Source organism: Mucilaginibacter sp. Mucisp73, from assembly GCF_059491465.1.
Window position 1 is genome coordinate 6,095,283 of sequence record NZ_CP168507.1, and the last position, 20,686, is coordinate 6,115,968.

A 20,686-nucleotide genomic window follows, 5' to 3' on the forward strand; every position below is an offset into this window, starting at 1 on the left:
CCCCTGCAAACGGTTGTTTTTGCAAATTGTTTCCTGATAAACTTAATCAACCACCTGTTTTCATAAATTTGCCTCATATTATGACAATTACTAAAGAACAAGTTTTACAGGCACTGGGCAACGTTGAAGAGCCGGATCTGAAAAAAGACCTGGTAACGCTTAACATGATTCAGGATATTCATATTGATGGCAACAACGTTAGCTTCTCGGTGATCCTGACTACGCCGGCCTGCCCGCTTAAAGCCATGATTGAGAATGCCTGCCGTAATGCTATCCTGCATTTTGTAAGCAAAGAGGCCGTTATCAATATCAACATGACCTCGCGTGTAACTACTCAAAAAAACACCGGGGTTCCGGGTGTAAAAAATATCATTGCCGTAGCTTCGGGCAAGGGCGGGGTTGGTAAATCAACGGTTGCGGCAAACCTTGCTTTAGGTCTGGCAAAATCGGGAGCAAAGGTGGGGATGATCGATGCCGATATTTACGGCCCATCGGTACCCATTATGTTTGGCCTGGAGGGTGCCCGCCCAATGGCCAGTCAGGTTGATGGCAAAACCCGAATTGAACCGATTGAAAAATATGGCATTAAATTGCTGTCTATCGGTTTCTTTACTGATCCTAATCAGCCGGTGCCATGGCGCGGGCCGATGGTATCAACCGCTGTAAAACAACTGTTCAATGATGCCGACTGGGGTGAACTTGATTACCTGGTGATCGACCTGCCTCCGGGTACAGGCGATATTCACATCACGGTAACGCAAAGCTTCCCGGTAACGGGCGCTGTAATTGTTACCACGCCGCAAAATGTAGCCCTGGCCGATGCGAAGAAAGGTATTGGTATGTTTATGATGCCGGCTATTAATGTGCCTATACTGGGGGTGGTTGAAAACATGTCGTACTTTACACCTGCCGAACTGCCCGAAAACAAGTATTACATATTTGGTAAAGGCGGTGGACAAAAACTGGCTGCACAGCTTGATGTTCCGTTCCTGGGTGAGATCCCGCTGATTAAAGGCATCAGTGATTCGGGTGATGCAGGCAAGCCGACAGTGCTTGAAGAAGATGGCCCGATGACCGCTGCTTTTGTGAAAATGGCCGAGCGTGTTGCCCAGCAGGTGGCCATATCAAATGCCAAAGCATTGAGTGCAGAAAATATTGTAAATAATTAATAACTTTACATAACGTTATAAATTAATAAAAATGAGTTTATTAAATCAGGTTGAAGCAGCTTTAGATACTATCCGTCCGTATTTGGAGGCTGATGGGGGGAATGTTTCTGTTGAGGAGATAACTCCTGAAAATGTTGTTAAATTAAAGCTGTTGGGTTCATGCGGATCATGCCCAATGAGTATCATGACCCTTAAAGCAGGTATTGAGCAGGCTATTAAAAAAGCTGTGCCCGAAATTACCGCCATTGAGGCCATAAACCTAACGGACATTGATGACCCCAATGCCGTGCTTCCCGAAAATTTAAGGTAGTTGTTAAGATTTGTTAAATCCCCGGCCCAATTGGGGGATATGACTTATTTTTGATGAAGTTTAAAAACTATTTTAGCGCTCGCAGCGTAATATATGTTGAGCTAAGTAGTTAATGGTTTTATGAAATATTTATTTGGTTTACTGCTGTTATTTGTTTCAATAGGCGCTTTTGCACAAAGCAAAGACCGCCCTGTTGTGCAATTTACCGGTATTACGCATAATGCCGATAGCGTAAAGATCACTATCCCTTATGTAACCATTACCAATACTTCGGCACATAATATCATTAACGTATCTAACTATAAGGGATACTTTTCATTTGTAGTACATGAGCGCGATACCCTCCGATTTACCTGCGTTGGTTATGCCCCGGTTACTGTGGTTATCCCGTCCAATCTGCCAAACGAAAGTTATACTACCCAGGTATCCCTGAAAGCGCAGATCATCAACCTGCCTACATTTCACGTGTTTCCATGGGCAACTACCGATGAGTTTAAAAAAGATTTCCTGGCTATAAAACTTGCTGATGACGATTTGGAGATTGCCCGCAAAAACATCAGCAAGGCAACCCTATCGGCCTTGTATAACACCTTGCCCCGCGATGCCCAGGAAATACAATCGGCCAATGCACAGGCTATGCACACCAGCATCCTGAATTCGCATTCGCTTACTCCTAATCCGCTGTTAAACCCGCTGGCATGGGGTAGCCTCATTAAGTCGATATCTGACGGAGATAAGAGCAGTAGTAGATAATCATTAAGATTTTGGTTGTTAATCCTACAACTTGCGCTCATCTGTGATGAGTGCTTAAAATGGGCTTACGTTTGTAACGTAAGCGCCGGAAATGGCGTTGCAAACGCCAAACCACATTAAACACTCGTTAAAAACGAGCGCAAGTCGAAAAAATCAGCACAAGCAATACCTGGATGATCAGAACAATTTAATCTGATATCTCAAATCACACCCTCAAAATCCATCACCTCACCATCAAATATTTCCAACTCCTGCAAATTATGACTTACTACAATAGTAGTAACCCCTAATTGCTTAAGTAAAAGCTTAAGTTCAGCAATCAGTGTAGTTTTCATTTTACTATCCAATGCCGAAAACGGCTCATCCATTAAAAGCAGCTTTGGTTTGGTAGCCAATGCCCTCAAAATCGCCAGCCGCTGTTGTTGCCCTCCGGATAAGTGATCGGGCTTGTGAGTGGTAAAGTTATCCAGTTGCCCCAATTGCAGCAGGCGCTTTATCCAGCCGGTATCATTGCTGGCATACTCCAGGTGTTGCTGCACCGTCATGTTTGGGAACAGGGCGTAGTTTTGAAATACGAAGCCGATATGCCTTTTTTGCGGCGATAAATTGATCGGTTGTTCATCATCAAACCAGGTAATTCCGTCCGCTATGATCTTCCCTTTTCGGGGCGATGACAGACCGGCTATCATTTTAAGCAATGTAGTTTTTCCTGAACCCGAAGGCCCCAAAATTTTGGTAACGCTCCCAGAAACAAACTGCCGTTTTATCTTCAGCAATTGCCCGCCATGATAGGCTTTCAGTTTTATTTCAATATCTACGCTGATCATGCTATGGGGCCTTTCGCCTGGTGTTTATTGAATATAAAAACAGTTATCACCAAAATAAACGTAATGGAGAATAGAATAAGCGAATAATTATTGGCCGAGGCATAGTCCATCTTCTCTACCGAATCATATACCGCAATAGAAGCTACACGGGTAACACCGGGGATATTGCCGCCAATCATCAACACAACACCAAACTCACCCAGCGTATGGGCAAAGGTTAAAACCGCGGCTGTTAATAATGACGGTTTAATATTGGGCAGTAGAATGTATCTAAACGTTTGCCATTCGGTTTTACCCAATGTGTATGACGCTTCGGCTAATGAAACCGGCAATTGCTGCAGAGCAGATTTTACCGGCCCCACCATAAAAGGCATACTATAAATTACCGAAGCCAGGATCAGCCCCGGAAAGGAAAAAACCAGTTGTACATCAAAAGTGTCATGCAGCCATTTCCCTAAACCATGCTGCGGACTAAAAACCAGCAGCAGATAAAAGCCCAGTACCGATGGCGGCAACACCAAAGGCATAGTAATAATTGCTTCGAAAATGATCTTGATAAACGATTTTCCCCTTGAAAGCCACCAGGCAAATGGCAACCCGATAAGCAGTAGCAAAAGTGTGGTGATGCCTGCTAATTTTAATGTGAGCCATATGGGCGATAGGTCCATCGATAAAAATACAAATTATTGTACCCTATAACCATACGCTTTAAAAATACTTTTAGCCGCCGGGCTTAAAATGTATCGGTAAAATTTTCCAGCCGCGGGGTTAGTCGCTCCGTGTTTCAGGATCACGATACCCTGCAGTATTGGGTCGTAAGTTTTGGGATCGACGACCATATAAAACAGTGGCGATTTATTTCCCAGTTCCTTTACCAGCGATTGGGTAGTGAAGCCGATATCGGCCACGCCTGTGGTAATGTAAGTATTTACCTGCGATATGCTTTCTCCATAAACGGCCTTCGATTTGGCATCATCCAAAATCCCCTTATCCCTGAGCGATTGCTCGGCGGCTCTACCATAAGGCGCTATAGCCGGATTTGCTATGGCGATTTTTTTTATCCTTGCCGAAAGCAGCAGGCGTTCCCAGTTTTCAAAACCAATGTTTTGCGTACTGCAAATGATCAGGCTGCCCGAGGCGTACACTACCGGTTTTTCTTTTGCAAAACCATTTTTAAACAGTGTTTCGGGAAAGGTCATATCTGCCGATAAAAACACATCAAACGGTGCGCCGTTACTGATCTGCGCCACCAGCTTACCCGATGAACCGATAACGACATCAATAGTAATTCCTGTTTTTTGCTTAAAATCTTTTTGTAAAACCTCCATTACCGGCTGCAGGTTAGCAGCTGCCGCAACCCGGATATTTTGGGCGTTTACGGTTAAGCTTGCTGTAAATAGCAGGGCGAATAAAAAAAGAACGCTTTTTTTTAGCCCGGTATTGTAATGTTCGCTTTGCATCGGTTTTATAGTTTTTAGCTTGCAGGCAACAGTTTTCGTTTTGGTAATGAAGCACATCGTGATTTTCGAAAAGCGATGTTTTGATGCCCTAACACTACAAATATACGCTTGTTATAACCAATAGCGGTTCATATATTAGTCATGTTAAGTTATCTGATAAATCAAAATTTAACAATGATAAAACGCTCAGGCGCCGCGTACGCCGGCTTTAAAAATACGCCTGATGAAAAATCCCATTGTTGTTTTTGGGCCGTAGTCCTTTAATATAAAATAGATGGAAAAGCCGCTTCGAACACTTTAGTAAATAGGCCTATAACTATTTATGTATGGTAATTCCCGGATATTAACAACAAATGGCTAAAAATTAACATTTTAAATAACTGTTTAATGTACTTTTAATAGGAATAGAAAAATAAAAATATTATAATTGTATCCGGCCTGACGCTAACCAAACAACCATTTTTTTCGCGCCTGTAGTGAAACCACCATTACAGGTGCGGAATACATCCATTTCCCAAGCCTATGTTTAAACTTTTACTGAGATTTTTTATCGGTATTATAATGTTTTGCTTATGCTTTTCAACAGGCATAGCTCAAACCACGGTTCAAATAAACGACAAAGTAAACCAGCACATTTTTGAATATAAGCAGATAGTATATTTTGAGGATACAACCGGAAAACTCAGCCTCGATGATATTCGCGGCGCTTACTTAGCAGGCAAATTCGTAGTTAACCATGAACCAACCCCCGTTACCCATCACAACAATTCGGCTTACTGGTACCGCATAAAAATTGGCAAGGCCAATGCCACCAGCAACAACTGGATCCTGGAGTTTTTTGATCAAACTATCGACAGTATTACCGTTTATTCGCCCGTTAAAAATAATTACCGGGCAACGTCGCTTGGCAGTAGCCGCCCTTTTGCCGCGCGCTTTTACAAACACAAAAACTTTAGCTTTAATATCAACAGCAACCAGGGGCCCGATGATGTTTATTATATCCGCATCCGCTCGGGGCATTCGGTTAATGTGATCATGGTATTGCGTACGGTAAGCCGCTTTATTGGCTACGCGCTCGACGAATATTTTTTCTTTGGTGTTTTTTACGGTATGATCCTGGTTTTTGGCCTGTACAATTTCATGATGTTCATAGCCATGCGCCAGGTGCAATACCTGTATTACATCATTTATAACTTAAGTATTGGCCTTTATGAAATGTGTGCCGATGGCATAGCTTACCAGTACATCTGGCCAAACTATCCCGGCTGGAATAATTACGCGTATGGTATCGCCCTGTTCTCGGCCAGTATTTTTGCCATCCTTTTTGCTCAAAGCCTGCTCAATTTAAAAGTTAATGCCCCGCGTTTAAATAAAGTGATCAAGTGGGTGATCATTTTCAGGTGCATTTATTTCCTGGCCTGCATTACTATTAATATGGCCTGGTTTAACTACAAGATCATCGAGTTTTTGCCGCTGTGCATTTCTTTTTATGCGGGTTGTTATGTGCTGGTAAAAGGGTATAAACCGGCGCGGTTCTTTGTTATTGGGTACACTTTTTTACTTACCGGCTTTGTGATTAAAAGCTGTATAGCACTAAATATCTGGTGGCTGCCTGTTACCGAGTTTGATTACTACAGTCTTAGTATTTGTTTTATTATGGAGATGCTGTTCATCTCTTTTGCTATAGGGGATAAAGTGCGGATCCTTAAAAAAGAAAAGGACATTGCCCAGCAGGATATTATAGCCCAGATGAAGCAAAACGAAGAGCTGAAAGATACACTGAACCGCAGCCTTGAAGCCCAGGTGCAGGAACGCACCCGCGAGCTGGTTGAAAAGTCATCAATGATAGCGGAACAAAATGAGGAGCTAAAATCAGTTAATGAGCTGCTGCAGCAACAGGCCGAAGAGATCTCGCGCATGAATGTGCTCCTCGAAAAGGATAACATTATCCTGCATAATGACATTGAAAAAGTAACCCACGATAGGGTGATGCTCACCGAAGTTGACTTTGAAGAGTTTAGCCGTATTTATCCCGACAGGGAAACCTGTTTTAAATTCCTGTCCGACCTGAAATGGGAGCATGGTTATGCCTGCCGCAAGTGCAGCAATACACATTACGGCAGCGGGCACCTCCCTTACAGCCGCCGGTGTTCAAAATGTGGTTATGAGGAGTCGGTAATAGCTTACACCATACTGCAAAACACCCGGATCCCTATCAATAAAGCTTTTTATATGATCTTCCTGATGTATTCAACCAAGGGTAAGATCTCGTCACATAAACTTTCCGAAATTCTATCCATCCGCCAAAGCACCTGTTGGGCTTACAGTTCGCGCATCAAAAAAGTAATGGAGCAGCGTAAAAAAGAGATCAAAAACGCGGGGAATAAGGGGTGGAGTAAATTGGTGATCGACACGAATGCTTAACAGCAGGGTAAAGTCAGGCGAAATTCACCCCCAAAGCTGTATGTGAGGACGCACTAAAGGCATGACATCTATTTCCACTTAATAGGGGGATAATTATCTGTTTACAATTGCGTGGCTAAATATATATGTTTAAACATCTATATTTGTTTCAACATTTGAAAATAATCATGTCATTAGTAGAAAAATTACAATGGAGATCGGCCGTTAAGAAATTCGATCCCAACAAAAAAATAAGCGCAGAACAGTTAGAGGCTTTAAAAACAGCCATTCAGTTAGCACCATCGTCATTAGGCCTGCAATCATATAAGGTGATTGTTGTGCAGGATGCAGAGACAAGAAAGAAATTACGTGCCGTTGGGTACGACCAATCGCAGATTACCGATTCATCGGCTCTGTTTGTGTTTGCTTCATTAACTAACCTTGATGAGGATTTTGGTAAAAAATTCATTGACCTTGTTGCTTCAACCCGCAGCATTGCCCGTGAAAGCCTTGCCGGTTATGAGCAAATGGTATTAGGCACCCTGGCCAGCCGTACCGATGAGCAAAAAGTTGAATGGTCACACAAACAGGCTTATATCGCTTTAGGGGTTTTATTGGCTGAAGCTGCAGAAATTGGGGTAGACGCGGGTCCAATGGAAGGTTTTGACGCTGCGAAATTCGACGAGATCCTGGGCTTGAAAGAAAAAGGCTTAACTACCACGGTAATTGCCGCAGTAGGTTTCCGTGCCGAAGACGACGCTTACAGCAAAATGCTAAAAGTACGCAGGCCGCAAAGCGAGCTTTTTATTGAAGCGTAAGGTTTTATTGGCTCATAGATGATGGTTCATAGTTCATGGCCAGCATGCAAGAAACAAGGTATAGACTTTATTTCTATGGCTTGTTTCTTACATGCTATAAACCATCAACCATGAACTATGAACTATGATCTATGAACCCGACGACGACTTCCTGATAAACAGTTTTGATTTTAGCACATGTTGCTTTTTAGGAGCCGAGCCGTTGTTTTCCAGCACATCGAACAGTAAAGTTGCAGCCTTTACGCCCATTTCGTAAGCGGGTTGCGTTATGGTTGAAAGAGGGGGAGAAAGGAGCGGGGCTACCCTGAGGCTTGAAAAGCTAATCACTTTCAGATCGTTAGGTATCGAAATGCCAAGGTCATTACAAACGTAGTAGGTGGCAAAGGCCAAACGTTCAACCGAACTGAAAATACCATCAGGCTTGATCACTTGTAAGGCTTTTTTCAAAATTTTATAATTTTCCTTTTCATCGTTGCTGCAATCAATAACAAGGGTATCATCAAACACGATCTTGTGCTTAGCCAGCGCATCCATATACCCTTGCATCCGCACTTTACCTATCGAAATACTTTTGTTAACCACCAGGTAAGCTACCTTTTTGCACCCGGTTTTAATAAGATGTTCGGTTGCTGCAAAACTGGCGTCATAGTCGTTAGTAGTTACTTTGGCGGCCTCAATATCCTCATAAACGCGGTCGAAAAACACAACAGGCACATGCTTTTTTTCCAGCTGGCGCAGATAGTTGTGATCGCTTGCCTCGCCGGATACCGACATGATAATGCCATCTGCCTTACCATTGTTAAGGTAATTTACAAACGATACTTCCTTTTCAAAAACGTCGTCGGTGCGGTAAAGTAAAATGTAGAACCCTTTTTTGCGGGCAACCTCTTCAATGCCATTGATAGCCTGCGAAAAAAAGTCGTTAGCTATTTCGGGAACGATAACAGCCAGGGTTTTGGTCTTTTTATCGCGGAGGTTACTGGCATAATGGTTGGGCAAATAGTTATGTTGTTTGGCGTATGCTAAAATCCGCTCTTTGGTGTCTTTATTAATATCAGTGTTTCCATTAAAGGCCCTCGAGATGGTTGATGTGGAGATATTGAGTTCCTTTGCCAGTTTTTTGATATTGATATTGTCCATTTTCGCTCGCTAAATCTATTTCCTATAGGCCAAATGTAATAAAACAGATCAATTGTGTTTAAACATTAAGGCTATAATTGTCAAAATATCATTACAAAAGATAGCTATGGCAGGAATCGCCCCCGGACTGGACGGCAAGTAGTTAACTGTAAGTTAATCAGTGGCATGCGGTTTGCATAATATTGATATAGAAAGCAGGGCTGGGTGTATGGCAAAACGAATTTTGATAATTGATGATAACGAGCTGATGATAGAGGTGATGACCTACATCTTGCTCGGCAAAGGTTACGAAGTAGCCTCGTCAACCCATGTCCATGAAATTTTCAGGACTATAAAAGCATGCCACCCCGACCTGGTGATCCTGGATATTGTTAATAAAAGCATGGATGGCCGCGAGCTGTGCCGGCTCATTAAATTGAACCGGGCCACTGAAAATCTTCGTGTAATTGTTTGTTCAGAAAACGAAGAAACCGAAGCACAGGAACCGCAAAAAGGGGCGCCGGATGATGTTTTGCACAAGCCATTTGGCATGAACAGCCTGATCCATAAGGTTCAGTTACAGCTGGCGGCCTGATTAAATGTGCAAAATAATGATCTGTAAATTAGTCTGTTAATGTAGAAAATTGTTATTGCCCGCCGCCTGTTGTTGCTTTTGTAACATGGGATACGTATGTTTACCGTAGAGAAGATAAAGATGGGATTGCCACTAAGAATAACTTTTAACGATACCGACCACGTGTATCAAATTAATACCTCGCCAATTACCCCAACCACCAGCGAACTTGAGATCCTGTTAAATGGCGAGAAAATAATCCTTCAAAAAGACGCCCGCCGTGTATGGGTACAAAAAGGCGAAGGCCCGGTAATTGACCCCGAATTTGCGCAAGCTTTGGGACGCTCGGTTGCCTTGCGGTTTAGGATGTAAGCGGTTAATTGACGGCTGTCGCTGTTAATATCAAGAAATTTTCTCCCTTTAATTTTTTGAGTAAGGATAATATTGGGGTTTGGTTTTCTATTTCCAGGATCAAACCAATAAAAAATTGGCCGGAACTTTGGTCGCCGATTTCTACGCTTTTTATTTTGACGACCTCGTCATTTAAGCAAACGAAATCACCGGCTGCAATTGTTCCCCGAATAATCTGTCCGGCGATAACTAATCCGCGACCAGTAATATTAAACCAATCCTGTAGAAGGAATTGTGCGGTGTTTTGCATGAGATTAAAGTACAAAAAAAATGTCATTTCAACGAACAGGATGAGGAAACCCGCTTCCGCTACCTTGAAATGACATTTGCTGGCTGCCTTACATCATTCCCAGCATCACTAAACCCATTACAATCATCAGTCCATCTTCAATAATGGTTACTGTGCTCATGGGCAAATTAAACACCGCGCCAAGGCATGCACAACGGATCTGCCTTTTGCTGAAAACACTTTGCAGCACACCAATCAGGCTTATGCTCATTACTGCAACCATAACGGCGTTAACCGTTACCGGTGCAATATTAAGCGCAAAGGCAAGGCCTAAACCCAGTTCAACAAAAACATACACGTAGCCCCATCCGCGCCAGCGTTTGGCCACCACATCATACATGGCATAGCTATCGGCAAAGCCCGCGAGATCCAGCAGTTTAAAAAAGGAGAATACCAGGAAAAAGCCGCTCATGAAAATGCGCATAGCCGTGATGGCGTTAAATCCGCCTGTATGGCTTCCGGCAATTATTGCTGCTGCTAAAATATAACCAAAAATGAGCAGGATCGGCTTGTAGGTTTGCAGCCAGGTGCGGTTTTCAGCAGCATCTGTCGTGCTCATATGGTGATGGTGTACCTCTGCTTCGCTAAGCTGGTATTTAGGATAAGCAGCAAGAGCTTGTTGAAGGTCGCCTGTTGATACGTGCTTTTTCATAGTGATGTCGGCAGTGCCTTCGGCTAATGAGATCTCAACTTTTTCGATGTTGGGAACCTGCTGTAACAGGCCCTGCACTTTAGCCAGGCAGCCGGTACAGGTCATGCCGGTGATATTATATGTATGTGTCATGATAATTTGTATTTGCTGATACAAAATTACCATGAGCCGGCAAGGGAGGCATTACGGTATTATGGGTATGATTTATAAGATTTACAGTTCCACACGAAATGCTCAGCAAGCCGGCCACAATTTGATCGAATTACACGAACTATTGCGGAATAAATTCGTGTAATTCGTTTCAATTCGAAAAATTCGTGCTTTAAATATCTTCCAGGTTTGTGCGTTTGCTACCCTGAAGGGCTTTAAAGGCAGATGGTGTCATCCCGGTTATCTGTTTAAACTGGCTGGATAGGTAGGCAACGCTGCTATAGCTTAATTGAAATGCGATTTCGGAAAGACTAAGTTCATTATAAACCAGGAGTTCCTTCACTTTTTCAATTCGCTGGGCTATGTAGTATTTTTCGATGGTTGAGCCTTCTACAGCCGAAAACAGGTTGCTCAGGTACCCATAATCATAATTAAGTTTTGAAGTAAGCAGCGCCGAAAGTTTCAAGGGCGATTGTGTTTCGGCATAGTGTACATGCTCAATGATGAGGGTTTTGATCTGTTCAATAATACGGCTCTTTTGATCGTCGATGAGTTCAAACCCAAGTGCATTTAACGATGTCTCCAATTGTTTAAGCTGAGCCGGGGTAGGAGCTTCTTTAATCTCTACCTCACCAAGATCAACGGAAACAGGCTGTAGCCCGGCTTTTTCCAGCTCGGTTTTCACCATTATTTTGCAGCGGCTGCAAACCATGTTTTTTATGTACAGCTTCATGGCTGCAAAACTACTATTTTACTGCTTCATCCACCAGTTGTTTCAGTTCGCGATATCGCTGTTGCCTGCCATCGTTTTTAATATAAAAAGTCATCATAAAGGCGGCGTACTTTTTATCCTTGTCTATCCACGGAAAGCTCCCGAACAATCCCGGACTGCTTACGGTATGGGCATCAAACACCCACTCGCCATAACCGTAACCTAAACCTCCTGCCTCGGCAGGTGAATAGGCGATCTTAACATCAGCGGTGATCCTGTTTTCTTGCATCCGGGCTATACTATTTTCGCTCAGGATGCGCTTTCCGTTAAAAACGCCCCGGTTCATGATCATGGTTAAAAAGCTCAGGTAATCCTCGGAAGTACTGTAGGCCCCGCCCGCGGGCAGGGCTACTTTGGCATTTCCAAAATCAGTATGCTGCATATTAAGCGGCCGGGCAATACGTTCGACAAATAAGGTTTCAAAATTTTTGCCGCTGATTTTTTCGATGATAGCCCCGGCAATTTGCAAGCCGGCATTGCTGTAGTGAAAAACCTTGCCGGGTGTACCTTCCATCGGTAAGGCTGCTATATCGGCTATTGCATCATCCATCGAGTTGTCCTGGCGCATATCTTCTAAACTTTCTTTTAATGGCGGCGTCTTGATCCCGGTTTGGTGCGACAGGCATTGACCAATGGTGATGCCCCCCTTGCCATGTTGCGATAGTACTGGCAAGTATTTGCCAACTGTATCGGTCAATTTTAGCTTTCCCTCATCAACAAAGGTCATCACCAAAGCGGCACTAAGCCATTTGCTGCAGCTGGCAATAGCTACCTTTGAGGTAGACGTATAATCATCCAGATCAGCTTTTTTACCTTGTTTGCGGGCTATCATACGGCCAACAAATTTTTGCCTCATATTCATATCATTAACTGCGTGGTTGTAAACCACCCTGCCATCTTTATAAACAACAAGCACCACCCGGCCACCCATTTCGGATGCGTGGCCATTTAGCCAGTTATCAACTTTGGTAAAATTGTATTGCCCGTTTGCTTTAATAGCGCTAACGGAAATAAGCATTAGTAGTAAGATAGATCTTGCTTTCATTTTTTTCGAGGATGATTGATGCGTTCGTTTGACTGCTACGCTAATTTAAAGTTTATTCATACATGCTGATTTATATTGATGCCGGCGCGCGCAAAAGCAGCGTGTTTTGTAGTCTCAACTTCCTTTTTTCCTTATTCAACGGTTATTTGCACCCGCCCAACTAATTGTTACATTTATTATAAAGGATAGTAGTTTTCTTTGCATTGCAAACCGAATGGCTATGAAAACCAACAGAAAACCCATGTATCGACGAAAAGCGTTCCTTATCATCCTGATTTTATTTGCAGGCTTTTTGTGCATCCAGTTTGTGCGTCCGGATGTTCCTAATCCGCCGGTAACGGGCGACCTGGAAGCCCCGGCAGATGTTAAGGCTATTATTCAACGTGCCTGTTATGATTGCCATTCAAACAACACCAATTTACGCTGGTACGATAAAATAGTTCCCATTTACTGGGGGGTGGCATCCCATATTAAACAGGGCAGAGCCGACCTTAATTTTTCCGAATGGAATAAGCTCGCGCCGGCCGATCAGAAAGGCAAACTCTGGGAGTCGGTAAATCAGATTATAGCCGGAGCAATGCCTTTGCCGGGTTATACCGCTGTTCATACCGGCGCAAAAGTATCCGCAGCCGATCTTGCTGTTTTGAAGAACTATCTTGCTTCAATGGTGCACAGCAACCCTGCCGATACGGCGGTTATAAATGCCGCTGACAGGCAATACCAACATTGGCAAAAAAACGAAACTGCCATTACCAAATTGCCGACAGCCGCAAACGGGGTCTCCTACATTCCCGATTATAAAAACTGGCAGCCTATCAGTACTACTGAACGATTTGATAATAACACCCTTCGCGTAATCTTCGGTAATGATATTGCCGTGAAAGCGATCAAAGAAAACAAGATCCACCCCTGGCCAAACGGCGCCATATTTGCTAAAGTGGCCTGGGCGCAACTACAGGACAAGGACGGGACCACCCATACCGGCGAGTTTAAGCAGGTGGAGTACATGATAAAAGACGATAAAAAATATGCGTCTACCTATGGCTGGGGCTGGGCGAGGTTTAAGACCCCGAAGATGGTGCCGTACGGCGGTTCAAATGTCATGTTTACCACAGAATGTATGAATTGCCACAAGCCGATGGCTGCCGAAGATTTTGTATTTACCCAACCAATTAAACACTAACCCCATGAAAGCATTATATAGTTTATTTGCTGTATGCAGCTTAATGTTTGCGGCCTGCTCCGATAACAAACCGGTTGAATTATACAATACCAAAGCCGCGCTGCCATCATCCCCGAAATATAACCTGGATGGGCTCAAGGTAATTACCTCATTTGTTAATAAGGCCAAAGGTACAGCCTCAACACTTTACGGGAATGACCTGGCTTTGAAATCGGCAATTGATGGAAACAAAACAGTTGGCGCTAATGAAGTATTTACATTAGTAACCTGGAAGCAACAGGATGACGACCATTGGTTTGGCGCAAAGATCCCTTCGGATGTTGAATCGGTTGAAGTGATTAAAACCGCTTCGTTTGGTAATAGCGTCGCTGTTAATTATCAACAACTTAATGGAAAGTCTCTCGACTTGAAAGCAGATACTTCGGGCCAGTCTGAAAGGATTAAATATATTCTTGGCCAAAAGCCTTCTGTTTTGCCGTAGCAATAGAATGAGCTTTTTATAGTTTTGGGGCCGTGCGATTCCCCTCTTGAGAGGGGTGGAGGGTGTGTTTCTGTTTTGATAAGTCTATCGCAAAGACACGCCCCTGCTACCGCTCATCCCCTCGGCGCCCCATCTCAAGAGGGGATTTAAAAAGCCTTACGCTTTAAGCTATATCAATTTCAGTCCGATCACCATCTTGTGGAGGGGCCTCAAGTGTTTTTACCGGTTCCAAACCGGAGGCATATCCAAACAGGCGACGCTCTTTGATTATGGTAGCAACTTCGGGCGGCACAAACTCTTCCCAGCCATCGGCGCCCAGTTTTATCAGCTCAAGCACATTGTCGGTTTCAACGTTAAGGTTATTTTCGTTATAATGCCTGATGTCTTCTATCTTATTGTTGGCTATCAGGTAGCGGTACAGATCAATCAGGTGTGGCGGCAGGTAAAAACGCAGGCAATTCCAGATCACACCATCGCGAAGGGTAGGGTATATAAACAATTTTACCTTACGACTGAACAACGTAGCGAACGATTCCAAGATGCCGCCCGGCAAATCTTTATAATGTTCTTCCGAGAAAATGTACTCCAGGTTAGGGAAACCAAGTACCACACCCATTTTAAGTTTGGTGATCTTTGAAAGATAGGCCACCAGCTTATAATACTCGTGAAAATTAGAGATCATCACCGTTTGGCCTAACGAACCGAGGATATCTACACGGTCGAGAAAGTCCTTCTCGTCTATATCGGCATTGATATCGGCGTTACGTTCTTTCAGGGCCTGGAGGGTAAGCTCGGTAACAACAACAACGTTGTCCTTATCAACATCCGATTCCTGTAAAAACTGTTTAACACCGGTGTTCAACATATCCATATGCACGTTGATAACCGGGCGGAAACGGCCGCGCACCATTACGATGTGCTTTTTGTATAAAACTTCGGATGGTTGCAGGTTTTTACCATCGGGCCCAAACAGTGCCGCATCCGAAAAGCCGTATTTTACCAGGTGAAGGCTCATGAGCCGGTTATCAACTTTGGTAAAGTTTGGTCCTTCAAAACGGATCATGTCTATCTGGATCCTGTCGCGCGAGAGGTTATCCATCAGCGAAAGCAGGAATACCGGTGGAATCTCATTATAATAAAAGCAGGCATACATCAGGTTTACACCCAATATCCCCACAGCCTGCTGCTGCAGGTTATTATCATTATCCAGCAGCTTAACGTGGATCACCACATCATTGTACTGCCCGTTCGGCTCCAGCTGAAAGCGTACGCCCATCCAACCGTGGCCTTCATTTGTTTTGTTGTAATTGAGGGCCGATATGGTATCCGCGAAAGCAAAAAAAGTTGAAGTGTCACCACGCTGCGTACCAAGGCGCTCAATGATCAGGCCATATTCATGACCAAGCATGGCCATCAGCCGCGGTTCGCTTACATAACGGCGGGTTTGTTGTACCCCATAAATGGCATCTGAAAAAAGCATGTCATAGGCCGACATGGTTTTGGCTATGGTACCGGATGATGCCCCGGCTTTAAAAAAGTTTGCTGCTACGTCCTGTCCGGCACCTATTTCGGCAAATGAGCCATAAATTTCGGGGTTAAGATTAATGGCCAGCGCTTTTTGTTTGGTCCCAATATCTTTATTGTGAATGGCATTCATACCCATTAAATTATTATAGTTTACTGTTACCAGTAGTATAACCTTGCTAAGAAGGTCTAAAATTACACTTTTTTAAGCGAAGGCGTGTTAAGAATGTATTACAAAATAAGCAATCGGCTCGTTTTATTGCGTTCAGAAAATAAATTAATGTGTTTTTGACAGATATTCTGGCTTGATACTGAGGGCCATCAGGTAAAGGTTCCAGTAAAAAAAACAAACAAAAAGCTTGCGTAGTTAAATGGCTACATTTATATTTGTAGTCAAATAGCTACACGATGAATTTAAGACGAGATGTATTTCAAGCCATAGCCGACCCAACCCGAAGGGCCATCCTTTTACTGGTTGCCACACAAGCAATGACGGCGGGGGTAATAGCTTCAAATTTCGATACGGCCAGGCCCACCGTTTCCAAACACCTGCAAATACTTACCGAGTGCGAGCTGCTTAAACAGGAGCAAAACGGCAGGGAGATTTATTACCATATCAATGCAGAAAAAATGAAAGATGTGGCCGATTTTATCGAACCGTTCCGCGCAATGTGGGAAGACAGGTTCAACAAATTAGAAACTATTATGAAAAATTATAAAGGCAAATAACATGGAACAAAAAACAAAAATAGATGCTGAAAACGGCAAACAGGATTTAACCATTACAAGAGTGTTTGACTTACCGGTGGAACTGCTTTTTAAAGCCTACATGGAGCCCGAAATTGTTGAGCAATGGATGGGAACAAAAGTGCTGAAGCTTGAAAATAAAAAACACGGCAGCTGGCAATTTGAAACGAAAGATCCGCACGGGAATGTAGTGTTCAAAGCCAATGGAACAATTCATGAGTTTATTCCCGGGCAAAAGATCACCCGCACTTTTGAAATGGATAACGCGCCTTTTGATGTGCAACTCGAGTTCCTGGAGTTTGAAAAACTTACCGACGATACCAGCAAGCTCAATATGCATGTGGTTTACCGAACGCCCGAACTGAGGGACCAGATGCTTAAGCTGCCTTTTGCCCATGGTATAAATATGGCCCATAACCGCCTGCAGGAAGTGGTAAACAAATTGAAATAACACATATCATGAAACGGAATAAAATTATCTATTGGATAGCGACCATCTGGCTTGCTTTAGGGATGATATCAACAGGAATGGTACAGTTATTAAAAGCGAAGGCCGGGGCAGGAGGGGCCGACAGTTTGACGCATTTAGGCTATCCGGGTTATGTTTTGACTATATTGGGCATCTGGAAAGTTTTGGGCGTTATAGCAGTATTGATTCCTAAATTTCCGGTGGTAAAGGAATGGGCGTACGCGGGTTTTTTCTTTGCTATGTCGGGCGCGATTTTTTCGCATATTGCAGCGGGGAATGCTATAGCTGAGATATTTCCCGCGCTGCTATTACTGGTACTTACCGTAATATCATGGTATTTCAGACCCGCCGAAAGAAAAGTAATTTCGGGAAACCAATAAATGAACGATATGAACCCCAAAGTTGATTTTTATTTTAATAAAGCCGGGAAGTGGCAGGAAGAAGTAGAGCAATTGAGATCAATTGTTCTTGATTGCGGATTGACCGAAGAATTAAAATGGGGCTGTCCCTGTTATACCTTTCGGGAAAGCAACATCGTTTTGATCCATGTATTTAAAGAATATTGCGCGCTTTTATTTTTCAAGGGAGCTTTATTAAGTGATACCCATAACATCCTTATTCAGCAAACCGAAAACGTACAAGCTGCGCGGCAAATCAGGTTTACCAATGCCGGTGAAATAGCCGGGCAAAGGAGTATCCTGAAAGCGTATATTTATGAAGCAATTGAGGTGGAAAAGGCAGGACTAAAAGTAAATTTAAAGCAGACGGAAGATTTTGCCGTCGCTCAGGAGTTTCAACAAAAATTAAATACCATACCCGCCCTTAAAACCGCATTTGAAGCATTAACACCCGGACGGCAAAAAGCGTATCTCCTTCATTTTTCCCAACCCAAACAAGCCTCAACCCGCGAGGCGAGAGTTGAAAAATGGATGCCGCAAATCCTTAACGGTAAAGGGTTGAATGATTTGTAGTACAGAAAACAAAAAAGCGGGGAATTGTGCGATTCCCTCCACGGGGAGGGTGAAGGGAGGCGCAAACAAGCTTATTCGTTTGTCGTGTCGATGAAACCCCTCCCTGCCACCGCGCATTCTCATCGCACCCCTCCCTCGGGAGGGAATAAAAAAACCTAAACATTTCGAGGTATACCAATAAATCATAACCTGCAATAAATATGAAGCTATCACCAGAACAACAGAAAGAACTTATCGGCATACTAAAAACCCGTTTTGAGAAAAACATGAACCGCCACACCGGCATAGAATGGGCCGGGGTAGAGGCCAAGCTGGAAGCCGATACCGAAAAACTATCGTCACTTAATGAAATGGAATTAACCGGCGGAGAACCCGATGTTGTTGCTTACGATAAAAATACGGGCGAATATATTTTTTTTGACTGTGCTGCAGAAAGCCCCAAAGGCCGCAGGAGTGTTTGCTACGATCATGAAGCGCTGGAAGCCAGAAAAGAACACAAGCCCGGAAACAGCGCTGTTGAAATGGCGAAGGATATGGGCATTGAACTTTTAAACGAAGAACAATACCGCGAATTGCAAAAGCTTGGAAAGTTTGATACCAAAACCTCAAGCTGGATCAAAACCCCTGCCAATATCAGGAAGCTCGGCGGGGCCATCTTCGCTGATTACCGTTATGGTGCCATATTTATTTACCATAATGGGGCGGAGTCATATTATGCTGCCCGGGGGTTTAGAGGGGCGTTGAGGGTTTGAGTTTTTCTTTTGCACTGTCGCTTGAGTTGGGAACTCAAATATAAGAGGTCATGTACTTACTCTAAAAACGGTTTAACCTCTACCCATTCTTTATCCTGTTTTATTTCAAATGAAAACTCTCGCTTTACATCGGGCGCTTTTGTTTTTTTCTGAAGATATTCGTTTGCTTTCTCGGGATGATCAATATAAGCATAAACATCTAAGAAGGAATCGTTATAGACATGGCCAATGTAATGCAGGGTTACTACTTTACCCGTTTCATTGATTAATTCGTCCTCAAGCGTATTAGCAACGTCTATTTCTGACTCAAGCGGTAGCCCATTTTTCATAACACTATCATGCTTAAGCGCAACGTGAATTTGCAGGCACCACGGATAGCTTTTCTTTTCGCCGTAATTTTTATAGGCGGTGTTAACAGATCCAACAACAGGCCTCCCGTCTGGTAATTTTGCTTCAATAACTGAAAAACTTTCGGGAGGAAAAATGGTATGCTTGTTCTGGGCCTTACAACCCAATATTAGTAATTGTAGTAAAATAACTATGATAAGGCGAAAGTAACGTAGCATGGATAAGGTTAGTATTGTGCGATGCTAAAATAGATATTCAATGTGGCTAAAACAAGTGGTATTGAGTTCCCGACGCATTATATGGTTTAAGTTCACTGGTTGAATTTATGGTATAGTGAGGCTTTATTTTTATCTGGCGGAATCTCCGGGTAATGCTTCAGATTTCAAGCAGGATGCTTACTTTATTGGGGGACGAAGTTACGCTGGCGCTAAACTTCGACCAGTAGGGGTCTTTGAGGGTTTGAGCGCATTAGCCATAATGGATGCCGGCGGGATCTAAATGATTGGCCTGATCTATATCTTATATCTTAATCTTCCGGTGTTAAAGTCAGAAGGGCGGGTAGGTGTAAATAAAGTAAATTGTCGTGATTTAACATTTGGATTAAAAAGGTTTTCGCCCAGGTTTTTTACGTCGTGTTCTGTAAGCATATTGGGTTTGCCCTCCCATTGCCAGCAACGCCGGTTTTTAAAATCAATATGAAAGCTACCCAAATAATAGTTTTCAAAATTCTGACCTAAATTAAGTATATAATCATCTGTTTTAAACTGATGCCTCATCGGCTCAAGAGCCAAAGTTGCTTTATAAGCATCATCATTTAAATCGTTATAAAAATAAAGTTTCTCAATAGTTCCAGACTTAAGATTGGGCGGCTCTTTGGATTGCAATAAAAAAGGACTTATATAAATTTCTCGTTCTCCTGTTTCTGTTTCAATGGTTATGATGGAAGAATTGAGCATTTAGTTAGATGTTAATAGTTTAATCCTAATATAACAGTTTTGATGAGTACAATCAATACCATGCTGTTTACAAGAGCATTGCCAGCGTACATCCTTCAACATCCAATAAAATCTTTCCTTAGCTTTTTCTTCAAAAAAATACGGGTTGTAAACCCCGAACTGCAATTTTATACCTTTTTGGTTGCGCTTATTTGTATTTCTATTGCCTGTTATTTTTTCATTGAAATTCCAGCAAAAGATTGGATAAAAGGCTGGAAAGACCGGAAACGTTTAAAATTACAACCAGTAGATGATTCCGTAAATTTCTAATTATCAATTACGGCATATAAGCATTTGTTTAAATAAAAAAAGCATATCCAATCAGTAAAACTACTGTGCAGATATGCTTTTTTGTTGTTTTCAAGTCGGGATGAGGAGACGATTACCCCGGCATTTATATCTATGATATTCAGGACGGGCGCCGTATAGGGCACATATATTGCGCTTCGGTTTGATGGCCTTTG

General features: G+C 43.0%; 25 protein-coding genes. 14 read left to right on the forward strand and 11 right to left on the reverse strand.

What is annotated here, in order from left to right; genetic code table 11:
- The first annotated feature begins 80 nt into the window (after positions 1 to 80).
- The 3 genes from ACEN82_RS25230 (at position 81) to ACEN82_RS25240 (ending at position 2,232) form a co-directional block, all read left to right on the forward strand.
- Positions 81 to 1,169 carry an Mrp/NBP35 family ATP-binding protein gene (locus ACEN82_RS25230; protein ID WP_090532765.1) on the forward strand — a complete coding sequence of 363 codons (1,089 nt, stop codon included), beginning with the start codon at positions 81 to 83 and terminating at the stop codon, positions 1,167 to 1,169.
- Positions 1,170 to 1,200: 31 nt separating this feature from the next.
- Positions 1,201 to 1,479, forward strand: coding sequence for a NifU family protein (locus ACEN82_RS25235; protein ID WP_090532767.1), 279 nt, complete (start codon positions 1,201 to 1,203; stop codon positions 1,477 to 1,479).
- A 120-nt stretch (positions 1,480 to 1,599) separates the two neighbouring features.
- Positions 1,600 to 2,232, forward strand: a complete 633-nt coding sequence (locus ACEN82_RS25240; RefSeq protein WP_413320955.1) for a hypothetical protein — start codon at positions 1,600 to 1,602, stop codon at positions 2,230 to 2,232.
- Positions 2,233 to 2,432: 200 nt separating this feature from the next.
- On the opposite strand, the gene ACEN82_RS25245 is transcribed toward ACEN82_RS25240, so the two are convergent.
- The 3 genes from ACEN82_RS25245 to modA are packed head-to-tail and all read right to left on the reverse strand — an operon-like array spanning position 2,433 to position 4,519.
- Positions 2,433 to 3,059 carry an ATP-binding cassette domain-containing protein gene (locus ACEN82_RS25245; protein ID WP_413320954.1) on the reverse strand — a complete coding sequence of 209 codons (627 nt, stop codon included), beginning with the start codon at positions 3,057 to 3,059 and terminating at the stop codon, positions 2,433 to 2,435.
- Positions 3,056 to 3,727 (reverse strand): molybdate ABC transporter permease subunit, encoded by a 672-nt coding sequence (modB, locus tag ACEN82_RS25250; RefSeq protein ID WP_413320953.1) that lies wholly within the window; start codon positions 3,725 to 3,727, stop codon positions 3,056 to 3,058. Before modB ends, ACEN82_RS25245 begins: the two co-directional genes overlap by 4 nt.
- Before the next feature lie 15 nt (positions 3,728 to 3,742).
- Positions 3,743 to 4,519 carry a molybdate ABC transporter substrate-binding protein gene (gene modA / locus ACEN82_RS25255; protein ID WP_413320952.1) on the reverse strand — a complete coding sequence of 259 codons (777 nt, stop codon included), beginning with the start codon at positions 4,517 to 4,519 and terminating at the stop codon, positions 3,743 to 3,745.
- A 522-nt stretch (positions 4,520 to 5,041) separates the two neighbouring features.
- Between modA and ACEN82_RS25260 the strand changes: the two genes are divergently transcribed.
- A complete protein-coding gene (locus tag ACEN82_RS25260; RefSeq protein ID WP_413320951.1) occupies positions 5,042 to 6,943 on the forward strand; it encodes a 7TM diverse intracellular signaling domain-containing protein in 1,902 nt (633 codons plus the stop codon).
- Between the two features lie 167 nt (positions 6,944 to 7,110).
- Positions 7,111 to 7,740: an NAD(P)H-dependent oxidoreductase gene (locus ACEN82_RS25265; protein ID WP_413320950.1), complete on the forward strand. Its 630-nt coding sequence runs from the start codon at positions 7,111 to 7,113 to the stop codon at positions 7,738 to 7,740.
- Positions 7,741 to 7,869: 129 nt separating this feature from the next.
- Here ACEN82_RS25265 and ACEN82_RS25270 read toward each other — a convergent pair whose 3' ends face one another.
- Positions 7,870 to 8,880 carry a LacI family DNA-binding transcriptional regulator gene (locus ACEN82_RS25270; RefSeq protein WP_413320949.1) on the reverse strand — a complete coding sequence of 337 codons (1,011 nt, stop codon included), beginning with the start codon at positions 8,878 to 8,880 and terminating at the stop codon, positions 7,870 to 7,872.
- A 208-nt stretch (positions 8,881 to 9,088) separates the two neighbouring features.
- Between ACEN82_RS25270 and ACEN82_RS25275 the strand changes: the two genes are divergently transcribed.
- Positions 9,089 to 9,454 carry a response regulator gene (locus ACEN82_RS25275; protein ID WP_413320948.1) on the forward strand — a complete coding sequence of 122 codons (366 nt, stop codon included), beginning with the start codon at positions 9,089 to 9,091 and terminating at the stop codon, positions 9,452 to 9,454.
- A gap of 96 nt (positions 9,455 to 9,550) precedes the next feature.
- Positions 9,551 to 9,805, forward strand: a complete 255-nt coding sequence (locus tag ACEN82_RS25280) for a hypothetical protein (RefSeq protein WP_223266306.1) — start codon at positions 9,551 to 9,553, stop codon at positions 9,803 to 9,805.
- Between the two features lie 4 nt (positions 9,806 to 9,809).
- On the opposite strand, the gene ACEN82_RS25285 is transcribed toward ACEN82_RS25280, so the two are convergent.
- From ACEN82_RS25285 to ACEN82_RS25300, 4 genes are all read right to left on the reverse strand, one after another.
- Positions 9,810 to 10,094 carry a hypothetical protein gene (locus tag ACEN82_RS25285; protein ID WP_413320947.1) on the reverse strand — a complete coding sequence of 95 codons (285 nt, stop codon included), beginning with the start codon at positions 10,092 to 10,094 and terminating at the stop codon, positions 9,810 to 9,812.
- Positions 10,095 to 10,182: 88 nt separating this feature from the next.
- Positions 10,183 to 10,917, reverse strand: coding sequence for a heavy metal translocating P-type ATPase (locus ACEN82_RS25290; protein WP_413320946.1), 735 nt, complete (start codon positions 10,915 to 10,917; stop codon positions 10,183 to 10,185).
- Positions 10,918 to 11,107: 190 nt separating this feature from the next.
- Positions 11,108 to 11,668, reverse strand: a complete 561-nt coding sequence (locus tag ACEN82_RS25295; protein ID WP_413320945.1) for a helix-turn-helix domain-containing protein — start codon at positions 11,666 to 11,668, stop codon at positions 11,108 to 11,110.
- 13 nt (positions 11,669 to 11,681) lie between these two features.
- Complete coding sequence (locus ACEN82_RS25300) at positions 11,682 to 12,752, reverse strand: serine hydrolase domain-containing protein (protein WP_413320944.1); 1,071 nt, start codon at positions 12,750 to 12,752, stop codon at positions 11,682 to 11,684.
- A 220-nt stretch (positions 12,753 to 12,972) separates the two neighbouring features.
- Between ACEN82_RS25300 and ACEN82_RS25305 the strand changes: the two genes are divergently transcribed.
- Positions 12,973 to 13,935: a heme-binding domain-containing protein gene (locus ACEN82_RS25305; RefSeq protein ID WP_413320943.1), complete on the forward strand. Its 963-nt coding sequence runs from the start codon at positions 12,973 to 12,975 to the stop codon at positions 13,933 to 13,935.
- 4 nt (positions 13,936 to 13,939) lie between these two features.
- Positions 13,940 to 14,416, forward strand: coding sequence for a hypothetical protein (locus ACEN82_RS25310; RefSeq protein WP_413320942.1), 477 nt, complete (start codon positions 13,940 to 13,942; stop codon positions 14,414 to 14,416).
- A gap of 163 nt (positions 14,417 to 14,579) precedes the next feature.
- On the opposite strand, the gene ACEN82_RS25315 is transcribed toward ACEN82_RS25310, so the two are convergent.
- On the reverse strand, positions 14,580 to 16,073 hold the full coding sequence (locus ACEN82_RS25315) for a TonB-dependent receptor (RefSeq protein ID WP_413320941.1): 1,494 nt from the start codon (positions 16,071 to 16,073) through the stop codon (positions 14,580 to 14,582).
- Between the two features lie 275 nt (positions 16,074 to 16,348).
- On the opposite strand from ACEN82_RS25315, the gene ACEN82_RS25320 reads away from it, so the two are divergent.
- The 5 genes from ACEN82_RS25320 to ACEN82_RS25340 all read left to right on the forward strand — a co-directional run bounded on the left by ACEN82_RS25320 (position 16,349) and on the right by ACEN82_RS25340 (position 18,879).
- Positions 16,349 to 16,669 carry an ArsR/SmtB family transcription factor gene (locus ACEN82_RS25320; protein WP_090532792.1) on the forward strand — a complete coding sequence of 107 codons (321 nt, stop codon included), beginning with the start codon at positions 16,349 to 16,351 and terminating at the stop codon, positions 16,667 to 16,669.
- A 1-nt stretch (position 16,670) separates the two neighbouring features.
- Positions 16,671 to 17,138 (forward strand): SRPBCC family protein, encoded by a 468-nt coding sequence (locus ACEN82_RS25325; protein ID WP_413320940.1) that lies wholly within the window; start codon positions 16,671 to 16,673, stop codon positions 17,136 to 17,138.
- Positions 17,139 to 17,146: 8 nt separating this feature from the next.
- Positions 17,147 to 17,536 carry a DoxX family protein gene (locus ACEN82_RS25330; RefSeq protein WP_218117198.1) on the forward strand — a complete coding sequence of 130 codons (390 nt, stop codon included), beginning with the start codon at positions 17,147 to 17,149 and terminating at the stop codon, positions 17,534 to 17,536.
- A 9-nt stretch (positions 17,537 to 17,545) separates the two neighbouring features.
- Positions 17,546 to 18,127, forward strand: coding sequence for a YdeI/OmpD-associated family protein (locus ACEN82_RS25335; protein ID WP_189549080.1), 582 nt, complete (start codon positions 17,546 to 17,548; stop codon positions 18,125 to 18,127).
- A 200-nt stretch (positions 18,128 to 18,327) separates the two neighbouring features.
- The gene (locus tag ACEN82_RS25340) at positions 18,328 to 18,879 is read left to right on the forward strand and encodes a DUF4256 domain-containing protein (RefSeq protein ID WP_413320939.1); all 552 of its coding nucleotides are present in this window, start codon (positions 18,328 to 18,330) and stop codon (positions 18,877 to 18,879) included.
- Positions 18,880 to 18,935: 56 nt separating this feature from the next.
- Here ACEN82_RS25340 and ACEN82_RS25345 read toward each other — a convergent pair whose 3' ends face one another.
- Together ACEN82_RS25345 and ACEN82_RS25350 are read right to left on the reverse strand one after the other, a co-directional pair.
- Positions 18,936 to 19,445 (reverse strand): DUF695 domain-containing protein, encoded by a 510-nt coding sequence (locus tag ACEN82_RS25345; protein WP_091174909.1) that lies wholly within the window; start codon positions 19,443 to 19,445, stop codon positions 18,936 to 18,938.
- A 294-nt stretch (positions 19,446 to 19,739) separates the two neighbouring features.
- Positions 19,740 to 20,183 carry a hypothetical protein gene (locus ACEN82_RS25350; RefSeq protein ID WP_413320938.1) on the reverse strand — a complete coding sequence of 148 codons (444 nt, stop codon included), beginning with the start codon at positions 20,181 to 20,183 and terminating at the stop codon, positions 19,740 to 19,742.
- Positions 20,184 to 20,686 lie beyond the last annotated feature (503 nt).

What these genes read in the sequence shown, in the direction of transcription:
- ACEN82_RS25230 (WP_090532765.1), top strand. Translation starts at nt 81, where the DNA reads ATGACAATTACTAAAGAACAAGTTTTACAGGCACTGGGCAACGTTGAA.
- ACEN82_RS25235 (WP_090532767.1), top strand. Translation starts at nt 1,201, where the DNA reads ATGAGTTTATTAAATCAGGTTGAAGCAGCTTTAGATACTATCCGTCCG.
- ACEN82_RS25240 (WP_413320955.1), top strand. Translation starts at nt 1,600, where the DNA reads ATGAAATATTTATTTGGTTTACTGCTGTTATTTGTTTCAATAGGCGCT.
- ACEN82_RS25245 (WP_413320954.1), bottom strand. Translation starts at nt 3,059, where the DNA reads ATGATCAGCGTAGATATTGAAATAAAACTGAAAGCCTATCATGGCGGG.
- modB (WP_413320953.1), bottom strand. Translation starts at nt 3,727, where the DNA reads ATGGACCTATCGCCCATATGGCTCACATTAAAATTAGCAGGCATCACC.
- modA (WP_413320952.1), bottom strand. Translation starts at nt 4,519, where the DNA reads ATGCAAAGCGAACATTACAATACCGGGCTAAAAAAAAGCGTTCTTTTT.
- ACEN82_RS25260 (WP_413320951.1), top strand. Translation starts at nt 5,042, where the DNA reads ATGTTTAAACTTTTACTGAGATTTTTTATCGGTATTATAATGTTTTGC.
- ACEN82_RS25265 (WP_413320950.1), top strand. Translation starts at nt 7,111, where the DNA reads ATGTCATTAGTAGAAAAATTACAATGGAGATCGGCCGTTAAGAAATTC.
- ACEN82_RS25270 (WP_413320949.1), bottom strand. Translation starts at nt 8,880, where the DNA reads ATGGACAATATCAATATCAAAAAACTGGCAAAGGAACTCAATATCTCC.
- ACEN82_RS25275 (WP_413320948.1), top strand. Translation starts at nt 9,089, where the DNA reads ATGGCAAAACGAATTTTGATAATTGATGATAACGAGCTGATGATAGAG.
- ACEN82_RS25280 (WP_223266306.1), top strand. Translation starts at nt 9,551, where the DNA reads ATGTTTACCGTAGAGAAGATAAAGATGGGATTGCCACTAAGAATAACT.
- ACEN82_RS25285 (WP_413320947.1), bottom strand. Translation starts at nt 10,094, where the DNA reads ATGCAAAACACCGCACAATTCCTTCTACAGGATTGGTTTAATATTACT.
- ACEN82_RS25290 (WP_413320946.1), bottom strand. Translation starts at nt 10,917, where the DNA reads ATGACACATACATATAATATCACCGGCATGACCTGTACCGGCTGCCTG.
- ACEN82_RS25295 (WP_413320945.1), bottom strand. Translation starts at nt 11,668, where the DNA reads ATGAAGCTGTACATAAAAAACATGGTTTGCAGCCGCTGCAAAATAATG.
- ACEN82_RS25300 (WP_413320944.1), bottom strand. Translation starts at nt 12,752, where the DNA reads ATGAAAGCAAGATCTATCTTACTACTAATGCTTATTTCCGTTAGCGCT.
- ACEN82_RS25305 (WP_413320943.1), top strand. Translation starts at nt 12,973, where the DNA reads ATGAAAACCAACAGAAAACCCATGTATCGACGAAAAGCGTTCCTTATC.
- ACEN82_RS25310 (WP_413320942.1), top strand. Translation starts at nt 13,940, where the DNA reads ATGAAAGCATTATATAGTTTATTTGCTGTATGCAGCTTAATGTTTGCG.
- ACEN82_RS25315 (WP_413320941.1), bottom strand. Translation starts at nt 16,073, where the DNA reads ATGAATGCCATTCACAATAAAGATATTGGGACCAAACAAAAAGCGCTG.
- ACEN82_RS25320 (WP_090532792.1), top strand. Translation starts at nt 16,349, where the DNA reads ATGAATTTAAGACGAGATGTATTTCAAGCCATAGCCGACCCAACCCGA.
- ACEN82_RS25325 (WP_413320940.1), top strand. Translation starts at nt 16,671, where the DNA reads ATGGAACAAAAAACAAAAATAGATGCTGAAAACGGCAAACAGGATTTA.
- ACEN82_RS25330 (WP_218117198.1), top strand. Translation starts at nt 17,147, where the DNA reads ATGAAACGGAATAAAATTATCTATTGGATAGCGACCATCTGGCTTGCT.
- ACEN82_RS25335 (WP_189549080.1), top strand. Translation starts at nt 17,546, where the DNA reads ATGAACCCCAAAGTTGATTTTTATTTTAATAAAGCCGGGAAGTGGCAG.
- ACEN82_RS25340 (WP_413320939.1), top strand. Translation starts at nt 18,328, where the DNA reads ATGAAGCTATCACCAGAACAACAGAAAGAACTTATCGGCATACTAAAA.
- ACEN82_RS25345 (WP_091174909.1), bottom strand. Translation starts at nt 19,445, where the DNA reads ATGCTACGTTACTTTCGCCTTATCATAGTTATTTTACTACAATTACTA.
- ACEN82_RS25350 (WP_413320938.1), bottom strand. Translation starts at nt 20,183, where the DNA reads ATGCTCAATTCTTCCATCATAACCATTGAAACAGAAACAGGAGAACGA.